Raw genomic sequence first — 17,250 nt, 5'->3', positions numbered from 1 at the left:
CTACCACCCCTCCAGCACGATCTTGCCGCGCGACTTGCCGCTCTCCAAAAGCGCGTGCGCGCGCTTGAGATTGGCCGCGTTGATCGTGCCGAAGGTCTGGTCGAGCGTGGTACGCAAGACGCCCTTGTCGATGAGGTCGGCGACGTCGTTCAGCAGATGATGTTGCGCGATCATATCGGCGGTCTGGAACGAGGAGCGCGTGAACATCGATTCCCAATGCACCGAGATTGCCTTGCCCTTGAACGCACTCATGGTGAATTCCGGCGGATCGTCGATCAGGCCGAACTTGCCCTGCGGCGCCATCAAATCGGCGATGCTCTTGTAGTGCTGGTCGGTGAAGGTGAGGCTCGCCACCAGCGCGACTGGCGGCAGCTTGAGCTTCTCGATCTGCTCCTTCATCGGTTGGCCGTGGTCGATTACTGCATGCGCGCCGAGATCGAGGCACCATTTTTGCGATTGCGGCCGCGTTGCGGTTGCAACCACGGTCAGCCCGGTGAGGCGGCGAGCGAGCTGGATCAGGATCGAGCCGACGCCGCCGGCGCCGCCCGTGATCAGCAGCGTACGTGGATCGACACTCTTGCCGGGCACCGCACCCAGCCGGTCGAACAACAGCTCCCAGGCGGTGATGGAGGTGAGGGGAAGGGCGGCTGCCTGCGCGAACGACAGGCTCTTCGGCTTGTTGCCGACGATGCGCTCGTCAACGAGATGGAATTCGGAATTGGTGCCCTGGCGCAGGATCGAGCCGGCGTAAAATACTTCGTCGCCCGGCTTGAATAAGGTGACGTCGGGACCGACGGCGTCGACCACGCCGGCCGCGTCATAGCCCAGAATCTTCGTCTCGCCCTCGGGCGGAGCGGCGCGCTTGCGCACCTTGTAATCGACCGGATTGGCCGAGATCGCCTTCACGGCGACGCGGATGTCGCGGCCGCCGGGCTCGGGCTTTGCGGTCTCGAAATCGATCAGCGCGTCCTGATCCTCGATCGAAAGCGATTTCTTGTAGCCGACGGCCTTCATGGCTTGTCTCCTTCAGATAGCGTTGCAGATGCTGGGTCCCGGGTTCGCGTTTTCGCGTACCCCGGGACGACAGGCGATACCTAGAACGCGAACTGCGTCCGCATGGCGACCGCATCGAACTTCGAGCCGACATCGGCGGTCGAGACCGGCGAGGCCTGCCTCGACACCGTGCCATGCAGATAGTCCAGCATGAAACGGACGTTGCCGTTGACATACCAGTTCAGCGCCGCCGTGTAGACGGTCTGCCGGCCGCCTGCGATGCCGGTGGCGGTCCCGAGCTGATCGTTGAGGTCGATCGTGGAGAAGCGTCCCGCGACTTCCCACGCGCCCCAGCCGCCGCCCTCGAGCGAGAACGGGTGCGCCGGCTTGACGCCGCCATAGGCCGCATTCGCCGCATTATAGCTGCGACCCTCGCCAGTCAGCACGTAGCCGGCCTGCGCGTAGCCGCCCTGGAATTTGAGGCTCGGCGCACCCAGCGGCGGCAGGCCGGTATTGGCGCTGCGATCGATGTTGTACCAGAAATACTCGCCTTGCAGGATCAGCGGTCCATAGGTGGCGGCGGCTTCGACGCTGTAGACCTGCGCGCCGGAGGCATTGGCGATCGCGCCGGTCGTAGCCAGCGCCGTGGGATCGATGCGCAGTTCCGGACGATCGGTCAGCGTCACCGTCTGTGCACCCGTCACCAGATTGCGCGTCGGCTGGATCAGCCATTCGGCATTGCCCCCGAGATGGACCGAGTAGTCTTTGCCGCTGACGACCTGGCCGGCGACACGCGCGACCGCGCCGTATTGTTCCGTGGCGCCGTTCGGCGCAACGCTCGACGCTGAGTGGATCGCACCGGTGGAGGGGCCGGTGACATAGGCGCCGACCCAGAACTCGTCGTTGTACCAGCGCGTGCCGACCGCCGAACGGAAGTCGCCCGCGGCGATGCTCGTGGCGACGATCCCCGCCGAGGCGCGCTCCATGAACATGATATCGTTGGAGCTCGTGGCCTCATCGAGAGTGTAGGGCAGGTCCATGATGCCGCCTTCGATGGCCATCTTGCCGCCGAACGGTTTCAGGCCGGTATAGCTGAGATAGGCGTTCTCGACGCCAGAGACGCCGCCGCCGGGCAGCGAACCCGGAGCTGCGCCGCCAAACCCGTCGGAGGAGCCGCCGAAGTCGTAGACCAGCGCGAAATTCCAGTCGTGGAAGAACTTGCCGGCGACACCGATGCGCGCGCGGCGGACGTTCTCGCCGCTGTCGAGCTTTTGCGGCACGGTTGCCGCCGTGTTGGGCCGATAGTCATAGCCGCCGACATCCCAATGCACGCGGCTTGTGATCCCGACGCAGTTAGCCCCATCGGCAGTGCAGATGGTCGGTCGGTTGTTCGGCATTGTCACGACGACGCCGGATGCGGGCGCCGGTCCCTTGAGCGGGATCGCCGCGTTGGCGTTGGCGACGGCGGCCTTCGCTTCGGAACGCGCTTCGGCTTTTGCCTCCGCCTTCGCCTCAAGCCTGGCCTTCGCTGTGGCCGCAGTATTCGCGGCGGTCTGGCTCTGGAGCTTGTCGAGCTTCTGCTCCAGCATCTTCAGCTGCTGCTTCAGGAGCGCGATCTCCTGGTCGCTGCTGCTCGCCGATTGGGCCTGGGCCTGCGAGGCTGCCAGTGCGGCGGCGAGACCCATCGCCGTGGCTGCAATTCTTGTCCTACTCACGTCATGACTCCATCGTTTGACGAACTTCCCCAAGTCGCTGGCGGAGAGCCTAGGTGTGATCGATGACTACCCCGCGACGCTGCGGCCGGTTGCGCGGTTCCCACTGGTGTAAATTCGCCGCAACCGAATCCGCCTTGCGCCACCATGCAAGATGACGCACATCGTGCCAATCGGCAGCCCCGGCAAATTGCGATTTCGCACGCAGAGCTTGCAGGCCGGCCACACCGAAAAGGCCCCTGAATATGCCGCCGGGCGCCCTTCTAATGGGGGGCGAACGCGCCTATATTCCGGCGTCTTTTCCAAGAGGTAGGAATGTTTCGATCGACCTGGACCGCCGTCGTCACGGCACTGTGCATAGCCTTTTCGGCCAACTTCAATCCGGCCGCCGCGCAGGACCGCCGTGTGCCGTCCTCGCCCGCCGAACTGCGGCTGTCCTATGCGCCGATCGTGCAGCGGGTGCAGCCGGCGGTTGTCAACGTCTATGCCGCCAAGGTGGTGCAGAACCGCAACCCGCTGCTCGACGACCCCATATTCCGCCGCTTCTTCGGCGTGCCCGGCCAGCAGCAGGAGCAGGTGCAGCGCTCGCTCGGTTCGGGCGTGATCGTCGATGCGTCGGGGCTCGTTGTCACCAACGTCCACGTCATCGAAGGCGCCGACCAGGTCAAGGTGTCGCTGTCGGACAAGCGTGAGTTCGAGGCCGAGATCGTGCTGAAGGACTCTCGCAGCGATCTGGCCGTGCTGCGTTTGAAGGACACCAAGGAGAAGTTTCCGGCTCTCGAATTCACCAATTCGGACGAACTGCTGGTAGGCGACGTCGTGATGGCGATCGGCAATCCCTTCGGCGTCGGCCAGACCGTGACTCACGGGATCATCTCGGCCTTGGCGCGCACGCAGGTCGGTATCACCGACTATCAGTTCTTCATCCAGACCGACGCGGCGATCAATCCTGGCAATTCCGGCGGCGCGTTGGTCGACATGAACGGCAGGCTCGCGGGCATCAACACCGCGATCTATTCGCGCTCCGGCGGCTCGCAGGGCATCGGCTTCGCGATCCCCGCCAACATGGTGCGCGTCGTCGTCGCCTCCGCCAAGGGTGGCGGCAAGGCGGTCAAGCGGCCCTGGTTAGGGGCGAAATTGCAGGCGGTGACTCCGGAGATCGCCGAGAGTCTCGGCCTGCGTTCGCCGACCGGTGCGCTGGTCGCAAGCGTCGTCCCGAACGGGCCGGCGGCCAAGGCCGGGCTGAAATCCTCCGACCTGATCGTCTCGATCGACGGCCAGACCGTGGATGATCCCAACGCTTTCGACTATCGCTTCGCCACACGGCCGCTCGGCGGCACGGCGCAGATCGACGTGCAGCGCGGCGGCAAGCCGGTCAAGCTGACGGTGGCGCTGGACGCCGCGCCCGATGCCGGCCGCAACGAGCTCGTCATCACCGCGCGCTCGCCTCTCCAGGGCGCGAAGGTCTCGACCATCACCCCGGCGCTTGCCGACGAGCTGCATCTGGACGCCGATACCGAAGGCGTCGTGGTCACCGATCTCGGCGGCGACAGCGCGGCCGCGAATGTCGGCTTCCAGAAGGGCGACGTCATCCTGGCGGTCAACAACCAGAAGATCAGCAAGACCAGCGATCTCGAAAAGGCGGCGGCCGAGCGCCAGCGCATCTGGCGCATCACGCTGGTGCGCGGCGGCCAGCAGATCAACGTCACGCTGGGCGGATGAGTCCGAAGCGACCACAGGAGACGCCAACTCTCTTCGCCGCGGCGGGGCTCGATCACGAGGCTCCGCATCCGCTGCCGGATCGGCTGCGGCCGCGCGCGCTCTCGGAGGTCGTCGGCCAGGATCACATCCTGGGTCCAGACGGCGCGCTGACGCGCATGCTGGAGACGCGCACGCTGGGCTCGCTGGTGTTCTGGGGCCCGCCCGGCACCGGCAAGACCACGGTGGCGCGGTTGCTCGCGGACGCCACCGATTTGCATTTCGAGCAGATCTCCGCGGTGTTCTCCGGCGTCGCCGATTTGAAGAAGGCCTTTGAGGCGGCGCGTGCACGCCGCGAGATGGGCAAGGGCACGCTGCTGTTCGTCGACGAGGTGCATCGCTTCAACCGCGCCCAGCAGGATTCGTTTCTGCCCGTCATGGAAGACGGCACGGTGGTGATGGTCGGCGCCACCACCGAAAATCCGTCCTTCGAACTCAACGCGGCGCTTCTGTCCCGGGCGCGCGTGCTGGTGTTTCGCTCGCTCGACGCGGCCGCGATCGAAAAGCTGTTTGCGCATGCCGAGGAGGTCGAGGGCCGCAAGCTGCCGCTCGACGAGGAAGCGCGCGCCGTGCTGGTGCGCATGGCCGATGGCGACGGCCGCGCGTCGCTGACGCTCGTCGAGGAAGTCTGGCGCGCCGCGCGCAAGGACGAGATTTTCGACGCCGCGCAGTTGCAGGAAATATTGCAGCGTCGCGCGCCCATCTACGACAAGTCGGCCGACGGCCATTACAATTTGATCTCGGCGCTGCATAAGTCGGTGCGAGGCTCCGATCCCGATGCCGCGCTGTATTATCTCGCGCGCATGCTCGATGCCGGCGAGGACCCGCTGTTTCTGGCCCGTCGTGTCGTGCGCATGGCGGTCGAGGATATCGGGCTTGCCGATCCGCAGGCGCTGGTCATCGCCAACGCAGCCAAGGACACCTTCGACTTCCTCGGTCATCCCGAGGGCGAGCTCGCGATCGCGCAAGCCGTGGTCTATCTCGCCACCGCGCCGAAATCGAATGCCGTCTACACCGCCTTCGGCAAGGCGATGCAGGTCGCAAAGCAGGCCGGCTCGCTGTTGCCGCCGAAACATATCCTCAACTCGCCGACCAAGCTGATGAAGTCGGAAGGCTACGGCGCATCTTACGAATACGACCATGACGCCCCCGACGCCTTCTCCGGCCAGGATTACTTCCCGGAAGCGCTGGGCCGCCAGACCTTCTACGACCCGCCCGACCGCGGGTTCGAGCGGGAGATCAGGAAGCGGCTGGATTATTGGGCGAAGTTGCGGAAGGAGCGGGGTGGGGCCTAACCCTTTCGGGCTTGCTATAGGGTTCGATTTACGGTTTACGTAACGCGTAATTCACGCTAGTCCGGCCAAGAAATCGCCATGCCCCGCACGCCCATACATCCCGGTGAACATCTTGCCGAAGAACTGCGACAACTCGGCATCTCCGCCGCAGAACTCGCGCGTCAGGTCGATGTACCCGTGAACCGGATCACCGGCATCATCAATGGACAGCGCGGCATCACGGCCGATACGGCGTTGCGTCTTGGTCACTGGTTCGACACCAGCCCGCAGTTCTGGATGAACCTGCAACAGCAATATGAGCTGCGCCTCGCGGAAAAAGAGGTGGGGGCGCAGGTTGCGTCGCTGCCGCGCCGCGCGACGGTGCAGTCGACACGAACGTTTGGAAAAACCACATGAGCCGCCGCATCAAGAGAATGAACCCAAAACCTCGCGAGCGCGATGAGCGCAAGGAGGCGCGCCCGTTCAAGGCGCGCAGCGCGAAGGCGGCTGGGCCTCGGCCGGGCGGAAAGCCGGGCGCGAAGCCGCCGCGCTTCGCGAGCGAGCGCGTCGAGCGGCGCGCGCCCAAAGCCGAACCGGAAAAGGCTGCGCCGGCAAAGCCCCCCGTCGAAGCATTGCTGCCGACCAAGGTGCAGACCGTCAAGGTGACGGCCGACGAGAACAACATGCGCGTCGATCGCTTCCTTGAAGCGCACTTTCCCGGCCTGTCGTTCTCCCACATCCAGCGCGTCGTTCGTAAAGGCGAGCTGCGCGTCGACGGCAAGCGCGTCGACAGCAAGGACCGGCTGGAGGAGGGCCAGAGCGTCCGCATTCCGCCGCTGAAGCTCGACACGCCGAAGGCACCCAACCCCGAGTCGGAGGCGGCGCAAAAAACGCTTGCCGCGCTGAAGGAGATGACGATTTACGAGGATGACGACGTTCTCGTGCTGAACAAGCCGGCCGGACTCGCCGTGCAGGGCGGCTCGGGCATGACGCGACACATCGACCAGATGCTGGAGGTGATGCGCGATTCCAAGGGCCAGAAGCCGCGCCTCGTGCACCGCATCGACAGGGAGACGTCGGGCTGTCTCCTGGTCGCCAAGACCCGCTTTGCCGCCTCGCATCTCACCGGCGCATTCCGTTCGCGGTCGGCGCGAAAAACCTATTGGGCGCTGGTGCCGGGCCTGCCGAAGCCGAAGCAGGGCCGCATCTCGACATTTCTCGCCAAGGAGGAGAGCGAGGACGACACCATCATGCGCATCGCCCAGCATGGCGACGAGGGCGCAAGCCACGCGGTGACCTACTATGCGGTGGTCGAGACTGCCGGCAACAAGCTGACCTGGGTGTCGCTGAAGCCGGTGACGGGGCGCACCCACCAGCTGCGCGCCCACATGGAACATATCGGCCACCCCATCGTCGGCGATCCCAAATATTTCAACATCGAGAACTGGCAATTGCCGGGCGGCCTGCAAAACCGGCTGCATCTGCTCGCGCGCCGTATCGTCATTCCGCATCCGCGCGGCGGCTTCATCGATGCCACCGCGCCGCTGCCGCAGCACATGCAGCAGTCGTGGAACCTGCTCGGGCTCGATGCAACGAGATTTGATCCGATCGAGAACGCGCCTGAAGAGTAATTGAACGGGCCGGCGGCGGAAGGTTGGTGACTGAACAGGGATCGGAACCAGATGCGCGAATTGTTTGATGAAGCTGCGGGGCGATCCCCGCTTGATCCGCAGGAGTTGGTCCGCCAGGCCGCGCGCGTGCCGTTGCGCAAGCGCTTCTACAAGGAGGTGGGGGTGGCCGAGGCTGAGGGCGGCTTTGCCATCACCCTCGATGGCAAGCCGATCCGCACGCCGTCCGGCCGCCAGGTGATCATCCCTTCGCGCGCGCTGGCCGACGCAGTGGCTGCGGAGTGGGCGGATCAGGACGAGACGATCAAGCCCATGACCATGCCGCTGACGCGGATCGCCAACAGCGTCGTCGAGGGCGTCGTCGACCGCGTCGATCTCGTCACGGACGACCTTGCAAAATACCTCCAGTCCGATCTGCTGTTCTATCGCGCCGGCCATCCCGAGGGGCTTGTCGCCCGCGAAGCCGCGCATTGGGATCCCGTGCTGTTCTGGGCCGCGGAGACGCTGGGGGCGCACTTCATCCTGTCCGAAGGCGTCATGCATGTGACGCAGCCAGATGAGGCGCTCCAGGCCGCGCGTGGGGCCTTGCCAGGGGACGCCTGGTCGGTCGCCGCCCTCCACGTGATCACCACCCTGACCGGCTCGGCGCTGCTGGCGCTGGCGCTTGCCCATGGCGTGCGCGACGCCAACCAGGTTTGGGCGGCAGCCTATGTCGATGAGGACTGGAACGCCGAGAAATGGGGCGTGGACGAAGAAGCGGCCGGCCGCCGCGCCGCCCGACTGCGGGATTTCGAGGCTGCCGTGGCGGTTTTGGCCGCTGTGAAGCCGCCTGCGGCCAAAGGTCCTTAACGAGAGGTTTACGAGGGCGGCCTTAGGGTGGGGGCCAGCGTTCCATGGGCCCCACGATGCCGACGCCGATAAGCTCGATTCTTCCCGTCAGTGCCGCCAGCCCTGTTGCTGACGCGGCGACGCCCGATCTTGTGCTGCAGGCCGGCAGCGTGGTCGACGCCCGAGTGGTCAGCGTGCTCGCCGATAATCTGGTGCGGATCGCGATCGCCAACCTCTCGATGGATGTGATGTCAGAGGTGGCGCTGACACCAGGCCAAAATCTCCAGCTTGCGGTGTCGCAGAACGGCGGCACCATCCGGCTCGCCGTCATGGGCGGGGCAGGCGAGGCGGCCGCCGATCAGGTCACATTGACGCCGGCTGCGGCCTCGCTGGTGGACAGCCCGCCGCTAGTGCCGTCGGTGGGCGCGGCCCGCAATGCCCTCACACCGACCGAGCAGGTCGCCGTCACAGAAGCCTCGGCCGAGGCCGTGACGAAGCAAGGCAGCCAGGCGCCGCTGTTCGCCAATCTGGCCGCGGTCGTCACCGGCAGCGATCTTCCGGCGGGGCTGAAGCAGGCGATGCTGGGCGTGCTGGCGCAGCAGACGCCGCTCAACACCGGACTCGAAGGCGGCGACATCGAGTCCGCTTTCCAGAAGTCCGGGCTGCTCCTCGAAGCCTCGCTCGCCGCAGGCGCGACTCCGTCCTCCGGAACGATGCCGGATTTGAAAGCCGCGCTGCTGGTACTGCGCCAGACGCTGACGACGCTCGAGGCCACCGCGCCACAGGCGCAAGGTGCCGCCCTTCCAGCTGGCACCGTGGCGACACCGCAGGTCGCTGCCGCGCAGACGCAGGCTGCACAGGCCGCAACGCCGTCAACCGAACCCGGGATCGCCCAACCGCCGCGTAGCGCCAATCTCGCAGCCTCTGTGTTGGCGGACGCCGCTGGCGGCGCGCCGCAGGCCGCGATGCCGCGGACCATGACCGCAGGCCTTGCCGCGAGCCTCCTGCAAGAGATCACGCAAGATCTGCCGCGCATGACGGGTAACTTGCCGGGCTCGAACAAGGCCGTGCCCGACGGACATGTTTTTGAAGCCGCCGCGCGCGCAACGCCACCGCCGGTTCGCGGCGCATTGCCGTCGCCGCAATCGATTGCCTCGCCGTCACTCGTACCGGACACACCACTCTCTGCGACCGTGCATCGCCTGCTCGACGACACCGATGCCGCCCTCGCGCGGCAGACCTTGCTCCAGGTCGCTTCGCTCCCCGATCGCACCGACGCCAGCGGTCACAGGATCGATCCGACTGTGCCGCAGTGGAATTTCGAGATTCCGTTCGCAACGCCGCAGGGCACTGCAATGGCGCAGTTCGAGATCTCGCGCGACGGCGGCAATGAATCCGCTGATCCCGCCAGGCGGGCCTGGCGTGCGCGCTTCACACTCAATGTCGAACCGGCCGGCCCCGTGCACGCTTTGATTGCGCTGAACGGCGACAAGACCTTCGTGCGGATGTGGGCGGAGCGGCCGGCGACCGCACAGCAGCTCCGCGCCGGAATCGGCGAGCTCAACCAGGCCCTGACCAGGGCCGAGCTCAAGCCCGGCGACATCCTGGTCCGCGACGGCACCCCGCCTCAGCCCGCACCGGCCCGCGCCGGCCACTTCCTGGATCGCGCCACATGAGCGACCCGTCGAAGCTTGCGATTGCGCTCCATTACGAGAAGGGCAGCAACGCGCCTGTCGTCGTCGCCAAGGGCAAGGGCACCATCGGCGAAAAGATCGTCGAGATCGCCAAGGCCAACGACATCCCGATCGAGGAGAACGAGATCCTGGCCGGTGCGCTCTCCAAGGTCGAGCTCGGCGAGGAGATCCCGCCCGACCTCTACAAGGCCGTCGCCGAAGTGCTGGTGTTCGTACTGCGGCTGTCGGGCAGGCGGTAGCTGTCATCGTTTCACCACGATAGCGGCTGCATGGTCGCGGCCAACTTTATCGCGTAACGGACATCGCCAGTGCTCACCCGCCGTTCCACCCTCGGCCTTCTCGCCGCAGCTGCCGCTTTGCCAGCGCGTGCATTCGCCCATGTCGCGCCGCCGCGCAACGAGATCCGTGACAGCCTCGCAAAGCGCTTCACCGACCTCGGCACGGCCGGGACGTTCGTCGGCTACAAGGTCGAGGACTATCTGGTCGTCGCCAGCGACAAGGAACGTTCGGGCGAAGCCAAGCTGCCGGCTTCGACCTTCAAGATTCCGAACTCGCTAATCGCGCTCGAAACTGGCGTCGTCACTGACCCCGACAAGGACGTATTTCCCTGGGACGGCGTGAAGCGTCCGATCGAGGCCTGGAACAAGGACCACACGCTGCGCAGCGCGATTCTCGTCAGCGCGGTGCCGGTCTATCAGGAGATCGCACGCCGGATCGGACAAGAGCGCATGCAGAAGTATGTCGATCTGTTCGACTACGGCAATCGCGACATCGGCGGCGGCATCGACCAGTTCTGGCTCACCGGCGCCTTGCGCATCGATCCGGTCGAGCAGGTCGATTTCGTCGACAGGCTGCGCCGCCGCGCGCTGCCGATTTCGAAGCGCAGTCAGGATCTTGTCGCTGACATCCTGCCGGTGACCAAGGTCGGCGATAGCGTCATTCGCGCCAAGTCCGGGCTGCTTGGCGCCGAGCGCGGCGAGCCGTCGCTGGGCTGGATGGTGGGCTGGGCCGAGAAGGGCGAAGCGCACACCGTGTTCGCGCTCAATATGGACTGCAAGGAGCCGCGTCTGGTCGGCGAGCGCATGCCCCTGACGCAAGCCTGCCTTGCCGAGATCGGCGCGATCTAGCGCTATCACGCTGGTGTTGCTCGACTAGCATCCCCCGGTCAAGAAAAACCGGGAGGACAACATGAACTCAACGCCACTCTGGCTGTCGTCGCTCACACTCGCCGCGGCGGGCGGCTGGCTCGCCGCCACGATGTTTGCAGCGCCCGCCACCAGCAAGGAGCCGCGCTTTCCGCAGCTCACCATGGACCAGCTCGACGCCAAGCAGAAACCGCTCGGCGAGCAGATCATGAAGGTCTCGAGCGTCGGCATCGGCGGTCCCTACAATCCGATGATCCGCAGCCCGGTGCTCGGCCAGCGCCTGTTCGACCTGTTCCACTATCTGCGCTGGGAGACCTCGGTCCCGACAAAACTCAACGAGTTCGCGATCCTGATCATCGGGCGGCAATGGCGTTCCCAGGTGGAGTGGTACGCCCATGCGCCGCTCGCGGCGAAGGCGGGTCTGTCGCCCGAGATCATCGCGGAGCTGAAGGCGAATAAGCGGCCTGCGAACATGGCCGAGGACGAGGCCGTCGTGTACGACTTCGTCACCGAGCTCACCACGACGAAGAAGATCGGCGACGAAACTTATGCGCGCGCGAAGAAGGTCTTCAACGACCAGCAGATTGTCGACCTCACCGCAGTCGCCGGCAATTACGTGATGGTCGCGATGCTGCTGGCAATGGCGGAGGAGACCGTGCCGCCGGACAAGCAGGAGCCGTTCAAGCCGGGCGAGCCGTAGCCTCCGTCATTGCGAGGAGCCCTTGCGACGACGCAATCCAGATTGCCTCCGCGGCGAGATTCTGGATTGCTTCGCTTCGCTCGCAATGACGGAGTATGTGGCGCCGACGCCGGCTCCCAAGGCCGAGCTGCTTCCCAGCGCTACCCCAGCTTGAACAGCGCCTGCAAAAACTCCTCCACGGCCTTGCGCGACTCGGCGGCAGTGGCTGGATTGCCGCCGACACGCGGATTGAGCTCGACGCAAGCGTCCTGGTAGGTGAACGGCGCTTTCGTATCGGCGTTCATCAGCACGCCGCCGTCGCCTTCGCGGATCTGGCAGTTGCGCACCGTCTGCGCACCCGCGGACACGGCGACGGTACTGACGCCGAGCAGCCCACTGTCGAAGCCGTGCGCGCTGTCGGGGTATTCGGTCAGCACCACGTCGCGGCCGGCCGTCTTGAGTCGCTCGACGAAAGCCTTGCAGCTCTTGACGGGATTGTAGTCGTCGGGCGTGCCGTGGAAAATGCGGATCGGGCGCGGGGCGATGTCCATGTCGTTCTGATAGGTCGTGGAGCAGTCGGGATAGAAGGGAATGTAGGCGGCGAACTGGATGCCGGACTTGTTCCAGAGCTTGTGGAAGCGGTTGAGGCTCGCATAGAGCGTCGCCTGTCCGCCGCGTGAGAAGCCCATCAGCACGATGCGATCAGGATCGACGCGGGGATGTTTTGCGAGGATCTCCAGCGAGCGGTAGATGTCGATGACGAGGTTGAGCCTGCCGAGCAGGGCCTGGTTCGGCCCCACCACCGTCAGCCCGCGGCCGGTAAAGCCGTCGATCACGAAGGTCGAGATGCCCATGGCGTTGAACGCGTGCACCCAGGCCTCGGTCGTGGCGCCGACGCCGCTCGAGCCGTGCATCAGCACCACGACGGGGAGCTTTCCGCTGCCTTGCGCGACGCGCAGTTCGCCGGCGACCGTCACCGGCTTTCCGGCCGCGGCATCACCGCTGAGGAATTGCTGGTCGGAGAGGGTGAGCGAGGGGATCGGGTAGATCTCGGCGCGGGTGGCGACTTCCCTGGGAAGCGATTGTGCGTTGGCGCCCATGCCGACGAACAGCGTTGAAATGCAGAGCGCCATGGCGACGCGGAATGCCGTCGGCATCGGATCCTCCCCCGTGATTTTCAGTGAGTAGAACAACAGGCCTGCGCGCTGTCAAATTGACGCAAGCCGGCGGTTCGCCTCAGGCGGGATCGGCCTTCTTCACCGTCAGCGCCTGGTCGATCGCAAAACCGCCAATCTCGCTCATCGCCTGCGAGATGACGTCGCCCTTGCGGGCAAAGCCGGCGGAGAGGAAATCGAACTGGGTGCGCGCCAGCCGCAGCACCTCGATCGGCACGGAGATTGCGGTCTCGTTGAAGCTGTCGACCGAGGCGTGCAGCGTCTCCAGCTCGCTTGTGAGCTGGCCGATATGGCTCTCGGCCTGCTGCATCAGGCCGAGCAGGTTGCCGCGCTCGGCATCGAATGTTGCGCGCTCGGCCGCCGCGGCCGCGGTGACCTCGGCAAGCTGGCTGCGCAGCGCGTCAATTTGCTTGACCACGGCGTCGGACGCCATCTCACCGGCCTCGCGCAGCTCGCGGTTGCGCGTGTTCTCTTCGTGCTCCCGGTGATAGAGGCGTTCCGCCGACATCGCCCGTTGCGTCAGCGACTCGATCAGCGCGGCCGCGCGCAACAGCATCTCGCCGTTCCGCCCCGACACCATGCTGGCCATGCGCCGCAGGAAGTCGGTGGTTTCGGACGATGGGTTCGGCGGCAGTGGAACGACCGTCGCGGACATGAGGTGATGCTTGCAGCCGGAAATGATGACCGCCGCCGTACCGACTGAGCTCACGCAACATTCGGCGCCTGATCGCAAGCCTGGAGCAAGCCTGAATCGCCGCGCCCGGTCAACCGGGCAGGGCCAGATTTGCAACTGCGTCAGGTATCCTTCTGCCGGCCGATCCGGCCGAGATGGGTGAAGCCGAACCCGGCCGAATATTTCAGGCCATAGCCCAGCGCCCGGTCGATGCCGATATGGGCGAGCCAGATCAAGGCGATGGACAGGGTGAGCGGCGAGGCGAGGCCGAAGCCGAGCGTCAGCAGCGCGACTGGCGCCATGTAGCTGTGGGCGGCGTTGTAGACCATCGCGCCGAGTTTGGCGTCCGACAGGTATGCCAGGAAGCTGAGATCGGGGACGAAGAACAGCAGTGCGAACACCAGCCATGAGCCGTCCCAGGCCCAGTAGAGCATCACCATCCCCACAAACAGGGTCAGGCCCTCCAGCCGCAGCAGGATGTTGACGCCGCCCGTCGCCGCGCCGGTCTCGGCCGCTCCTTCGGTCATGCTCGTCTCCCAGGCAAAACTTTGAAATTCCTTGCGCTTTCCCGCTGCGGCAAGGCAGCCCTGCGGGACCGAAAGCCGCTTCCCGGCCCGCAAAATGCCGTGTTAGAACCCCCGGCAATCGCATTTAGGCTAAGAACTGGCGGGAGCAAATGAAGAATATCCTGGACGCCCTTGAAGACCGTCGCGCCGGCGCAAAGCTCGGCGGCGGCGAGAAGCGCATCGAGGCGCAGCACGCCCGCGGCAAGCTGACCGCGCGCGAGCGCATCGAGCTCTTGCTCGACAAGGGATCGTTCGAGGAATTCGACATGTTCGTCGAGCACCGCTCCACCGAGTTCGGCATGGAGAAGAACAAGGTGCCCGGCGACGGCGTCGTCACCGGCTGGGGCACCGTCAACGGCCGCAAGACGTTTGTCTTCGCCAAGGACTTCACGGTGTTCGGCGGGTCGCTGTCGGAAACGCACGCGCTGAAGATTACAAAGCTCCAGGACATGGCGATGAAGGCGCGTGCGCCCATCATCGGCCTCTATGACGCGGGCGGCGCCCGCATCCAGGAAGGCGTCGCGGCGCTCGCGGGCTATTCTTACGTGTTCCGCCGCAACGTGCTCGCCTCGGGAGTGATCCCGCAGATCTCCGTCATTATGGGCCCCTGCGCCGGCGGCGACGTCTATTCGCCGGCGATGACCGACTTCATCTTCATGGTGAAGAACACCAGCTACATGTTTGTCACCGGCCCGGACGTGGTGAAGACCGTCACCAACGAGGTCGTCACGGCGGAAGAGCTCGGCGGCGCCTCGGTGCACGCCACGCGCTCCTCGATCGCCGACGGCGCCTTCGAGAACGACGTCGAGACGCTGTTGCAGATGCGGCGCCTGATCGACTTCCTGCCATCCAACAACACGGACGGCGTGCCGGAATGGCCGAGTTTCGACGACATCGGCCGGGTCGACATGTCGCTCGACACGCTGATCCCCGACAATCCGAACAAGCCCTACGACATGAAGGAGCTGATCCTGAAGGTCGTGGACGAGGGCGACTTCTTCGAGATCGCGGATGCCTTTGCCAAGAACATCGTCACCGGCTTCGGCCGCATCGCGGGCCGCACCGTCGGCTTCGTCGCAAACCAGCCGATGGTGCTGGCCGGCGTGCTCGACTCGGACGCCTCGCGAAAGGCGGCGCGCTTCGTTCGTTTCTGCGATGCCTTCAATATCCCGATCGTCACCTTCGTCGACGTGCCGGGCTTCCTGCCGGGCACCGCGCAGGAATATGGCGGCCTGATCAAGCATGGCGCCAAGCTCTTGTTCGCGTACTCGCAGTGCACCGTGCCGCTGGTCACCATCATCACCCGCAAGGCCTATGGCGGCGCCTTCGACGTCATGGCCTCCAAGGAGATCGGTGCCGACATGAACTATGCCTGGCCGACCGCCCAGATCGCGGTGATGGGCGCCAAGGGCGCGGTCGAAATCATCTTCCGCGCCGACATCGGCGACCCCGACAAGATCGCCGCGCGTACCAAGGAATACGAAGACCGCTTCCTGTCGCCCTTCATCGCGGCCGAGCGCGGCTACATCGACGACGTCATCATGCCGCACTCGACGCGGAAGCGGATCGCGCGGGCGCTGTCGATGCTGAAGGACAAGAAGGTGGAAACGCCGGCGAAGAAGCACGACAATTTGCCGTTGTGAGCGCGAGGCGTAGCCCGGATGAGCGTAGCGACATCCGGGTTTTCTATCCAAGTCCCGCATGTCGCTTCGCTCATGCGGGCTACCGATTCTGCTTCTGAGTTGGCATCCTCGATCCAAATCCAATGACCGACAGCGATCCGACCGACGAGATATCCGACATCGAAGCGCGTATCGAGGCTTTGGCCGAGATCGCCGAGCGATGCCGGAAGTACATCCTGGCATCAAAGCTCGCCATCGGCGGCGGCGCTGCGCTGTTGCTGATCACGATCCTCGGCTTGCTCGGGATGGGCCAGACCGCCGCGCTCGGCTCGATCGCTCTGGTGCTCGGCGGAATTGTCTCGCTTGGCTCGAACGTCAGCACGTTGCGGCAGACGGAGAGCGCGATCGGTGATGCAGAGGCGCTTCGGTCTCAACTGATCAGCCGCATCGACCTTCGCGTGGTCGCCGATACGCCGATGAAGCTCGTGTAACCGAGCAGCCTTACGCCGCAGCCCTGCGCGACAGCACCTGCAACTCCTCGCGGCATTCGGCTGCGAACGCCTGAAGCTGCTCCGCGGTTTGGCGGTCGAGGATCGCCTTTGCCAGCCGTTCGGCGCGGGCAAGCTGGTCTCTGAGATATGCGATGCGGGCCATGTGTCACCTTCCGCAGGGTTGATTTGATGGCCGTGACCCTACGGCCATCGCCGGATTCATTATGTGAGGCACGTCACACCTCACGCGGGTGCGGTGTCAGCGGGTCGCGTCCGCCGCAGCGAAATGCGCCATCTGGTCGGCGTGGGCCTTGGCGAAGGCCGGGCGGGCGGTGGCGCGCGCGACGTAGGCGCGGCAGGCGGGACTGTCCGCGAGCCCATCGAACTGATCGACGACGCGCAGCACGTCCGACATCAGGATGTCGGCGACGGAGAACGTGCCTGCCAGCCATTCGCGGTTGGCCAGCACCGCCTCCATGTGCTTGAGGCGGAGTTTTAGGAAGTCGTCGACGAATTTCCACGCGGCCGTATCGCTCGGATGGCCCATGAACTTCGACATCGTCCAGGGCAGGCTCGCCATCTCCACCGAATTGAGCGCGGCGAACAGCCATTCCGTGGCTTCGTTGCGGCCGCGCGGATCTGATGGCATCAGCTTTGCGCTGAGGCCGCCGAGATGCAGCAGGATCGCGCCGCTCTCGAAGATCGAGAGATCGCCGTCGGTCAGCCACGGCACCTGCCCGAACGGCTGGTGCGCAAGATGCTCGGCGCCGCGCCCGTCGAACGGCGCGCTCGCGACGCGATAGGTCAATGCGGCCTCTTCGAGCGCCCAGCGCACCCGAAGGTCGCGCACGAAACCGCGCGGGGGCGGGGGAACCCAGTCGAAGGTGGTGAGCGTGAGGTCGGGCATGTGGTGTCTCCGTCTGCTGTTCGGGCATAGGACGGGCGAGCGATACGCGTTCCGACACCGGTGCCGTCCTTTTTTGTCGTCGTCGCCGTCATCGGCTAGTCTCAT

Annotated in this window: 18 protein-coding genes; 11 read left to right on the top strand and 7 right to left on the bottom strand. The window is 65.4% G+C overall.

The genetic code is table 11. The annotated features are described in order from the left end of the window. Both N551_RS0113880 and N551_RS0113875 read right to left on the bottom strand, forming a co-directional pair. Positions 1-1,014 carry a zinc-binding alcohol dehydrogenase family protein gene (locus N551_RS0113880; RefSeq protein ID WP_027567484.1) on the bottom strand — a complete coding sequence of 338 codons (1,014 nt, stop codon included), beginning with the start codon at positions 1,012-1,014 and terminating at the stop codon, positions 1-3. An 80-nt stretch (positions 1,015-1,094) separates the two neighbouring features. Further along, on the bottom strand, positions 1,095-2,708 hold the full coding sequence (locus N551_RS0113875; protein WP_027567483.1) for an OprO/OprP family phosphate-selective porin: 1,614 nt from the start codon (positions 2,706-2,708) through the stop codon (positions 1,095-1,097). 312 nt (positions 2,709-3,020) lie between these two features. Between N551_RS0113875 and N551_RS0113870 the strand changes: the two genes are divergently transcribed. From N551_RS0113870 to N551_RS0113830, 9 genes are all read left to right on the top strand, one after another. Continuing rightward, entirely contained in the window at positions 3,021-4,427 is a 1,407-nt protein-coding gene (locus N551_RS0113870; RefSeq protein ID WP_027567482.1) for a DegQ family serine endoprotease, read from the top strand. Continuing rightward, positions 4,424-5,758, top strand: coding sequence for a replication-associated recombination protein A (locus N551_RS0113865; RefSeq protein ID WP_027518575.1), 1,335 nt, complete (start codon positions 4,424-4,426; stop codon positions 5,756-5,758). Before N551_RS0113870 ends, N551_RS0113865 begins: the two co-directional genes overlap by 4 nt. 78 nt (positions 5,759-5,836) lie before the next feature. Continuing rightward, positions 5,837-6,154 (top strand): HigA family addiction module antitoxin, encoded by a 318-nt coding sequence (locus N551_RS0113860; RefSeq protein ID WP_027567481.1) that lies wholly within the window; start codon positions 5,837-5,839, stop codon positions 6,152-6,154. Beyond that, complete coding sequence (locus N551_RS0113855; protein WP_027567480.1) at positions 6,151-7,368, top strand: RluA family pseudouridine synthase; 1,218 nt, start codon at positions 6,151-6,153, stop codon at positions 7,366-7,368. Before N551_RS0113860 ends, N551_RS0113855 begins: the two co-directional genes overlap by 4 nt. Positions 7,369-7,419: 51 nt before the next feature. Next, positions 7,420-8,214 carry an ATP12 family chaperone protein gene (locus N551_RS0113850; protein ID WP_027567479.1) on the top strand — a complete coding sequence of 265 codons (795 nt, stop codon included), beginning with the start codon at positions 7,420-7,422 and terminating at the stop codon, positions 8,212-8,214. Positions 8,215-8,270: 56 nt separating this feature from the next. Beyond that, positions 8,271-9,869 carry a flagellar hook-length control protein FliK gene (locus tag N551_RS0113845; RefSeq protein WP_027567478.1) on the top strand — a complete coding sequence of 533 codons (1,599 nt, stop codon included), beginning with the start codon at positions 8,271-8,273 and terminating at the stop codon, positions 9,867-9,869. After that, on the top strand, positions 9,866-10,126 hold the full coding sequence (locus tag N551_RS0113840; protein ID WP_007603059.1) for an EscU/YscU/HrcU family type III secretion system export apparatus switch protein: 261 nt from the start codon (positions 9,866-9,868) through the stop codon (positions 10,124-10,126). The genes N551_RS0113845 and N551_RS0113840 overlap by 4 nt, the downstream gene beginning before the upstream one ends. A gap of 69 nt (positions 10,127-10,195) precedes the next feature. Next, the gene (locus N551_RS0113835; RefSeq protein ID WP_027567477.1) at positions 10,196-11,014 is read left to right on the top strand and encodes a penicillin-binding transpeptidase domain-containing protein; all 819 of its coding nucleotides are present in this window, start codon (positions 10,196-10,198) and stop codon (positions 11,012-11,014) included. Between the two features lie 61 nt (positions 11,015-11,075). Continuing rightward, on the top strand, positions 11,076-11,732 hold the full coding sequence (locus N551_RS0113830) for a carboxymuconolactone decarboxylase family protein (RefSeq protein WP_027567476.1): 657 nt from the start codon (positions 11,076-11,078) through the stop codon (positions 11,730-11,732). A gap of 140 nt (positions 11,733-11,872) precedes the next feature. Here the strand turns inward: N551_RS0113830 and N551_RS0113825 are convergent, their stop codons facing one another. The 3 genes from N551_RS0113825 to N551_RS0113815 form a co-directional block, all read right to left on the bottom strand. After that, positions 11,873-12,868 carry a dienelactone hydrolase family protein gene (locus N551_RS0113825; RefSeq protein WP_027567475.1) on the bottom strand — a complete coding sequence of 332 codons (996 nt, stop codon included), beginning with the start codon at positions 12,866-12,868 and terminating at the stop codon, positions 11,873-11,875. A gap of 79 nt (positions 12,869-12,947) precedes the next feature. After that, positions 12,948-13,541 (bottom strand): hypothetical protein, encoded by a 594-nt coding sequence (locus N551_RS0113820; protein WP_027567474.1) that lies wholly within the window; start codon positions 13,539-13,541, stop codon positions 12,948-12,950. Positions 13,542-13,681: 140 nt separating this feature from the next. Continuing rightward, the gene (locus tag N551_RS0113815; RefSeq protein WP_027567473.1) at positions 13,682-14,086 is read right to left on the bottom strand and encodes a DUF4260 domain-containing protein; all 405 of its coding nucleotides are present in this window, start codon (positions 14,084-14,086) and stop codon (positions 13,682-13,684) included. Positions 14,087-14,235: 149 nt separating this feature from the next. Between N551_RS0113815 and N551_RS0113810 the strand changes: the two genes are divergently transcribed. Together N551_RS0113810 and N551_RS0113805 are read left to right on the top strand one after the other, a co-directional pair. Then, the gene (locus N551_RS0113810) at positions 14,236-15,768 is read left to right on the top strand and encodes an acyl-CoA carboxylase subunit beta (protein WP_007603066.1); all 1,533 of its coding nucleotides are present in this window, start codon (positions 14,236-14,238) and stop codon (positions 15,766-15,768) included. 122 nt (positions 15,769-15,890) lie between these two features. Continuing rightward, positions 15,891-16,238: a hypothetical protein gene (locus N551_RS0113805; RefSeq protein ID WP_027567472.1), complete on the top strand. Its 348-nt coding sequence runs from the start codon at positions 15,891-15,893 to the stop codon at positions 16,236-16,238. Positions 16,239-16,248: 10 nt separating this feature from the next. Here the strand turns inward: N551_RS0113805 and N551_RS38775 are convergent, their stop codons facing one another. Together N551_RS38775 and N551_RS0113795 are read right to left on the bottom strand one after the other, a co-directional pair. After that, positions 16,249-16,401, bottom strand: a complete 153-nt coding sequence (locus N551_RS38775; protein WP_018456483.1) for a hypothetical protein — start codon at positions 16,399-16,401, stop codon at positions 16,249-16,251. Positions 16,402-16,497: 96 nt separating this feature from the next. Further along, entirely contained in the window at positions 16,498-17,145 is a 648-nt protein-coding gene (locus tag N551_RS0113795) for a glutathione S-transferase family protein (RefSeq protein WP_027567471.1), read from the bottom strand. Positions 17,146-17,250: the final 105 nt, after the last annotated feature.

The sequence above is a fragment of the Bradyrhizobium sp. URHA0013 genome (genome assembly GCF_000518345.1).
Classification (GTDB): Bacteria; Pseudomonadota; Alphaproteobacteria; order Rhizobiales; family Xanthobacteraceae; genus Bradyrhizobium.
The sequence above is the reverse complement of the archived record's forward strand: the minus strand, read 5'-3'. Positions and strand labels throughout refer to the sequence as shown.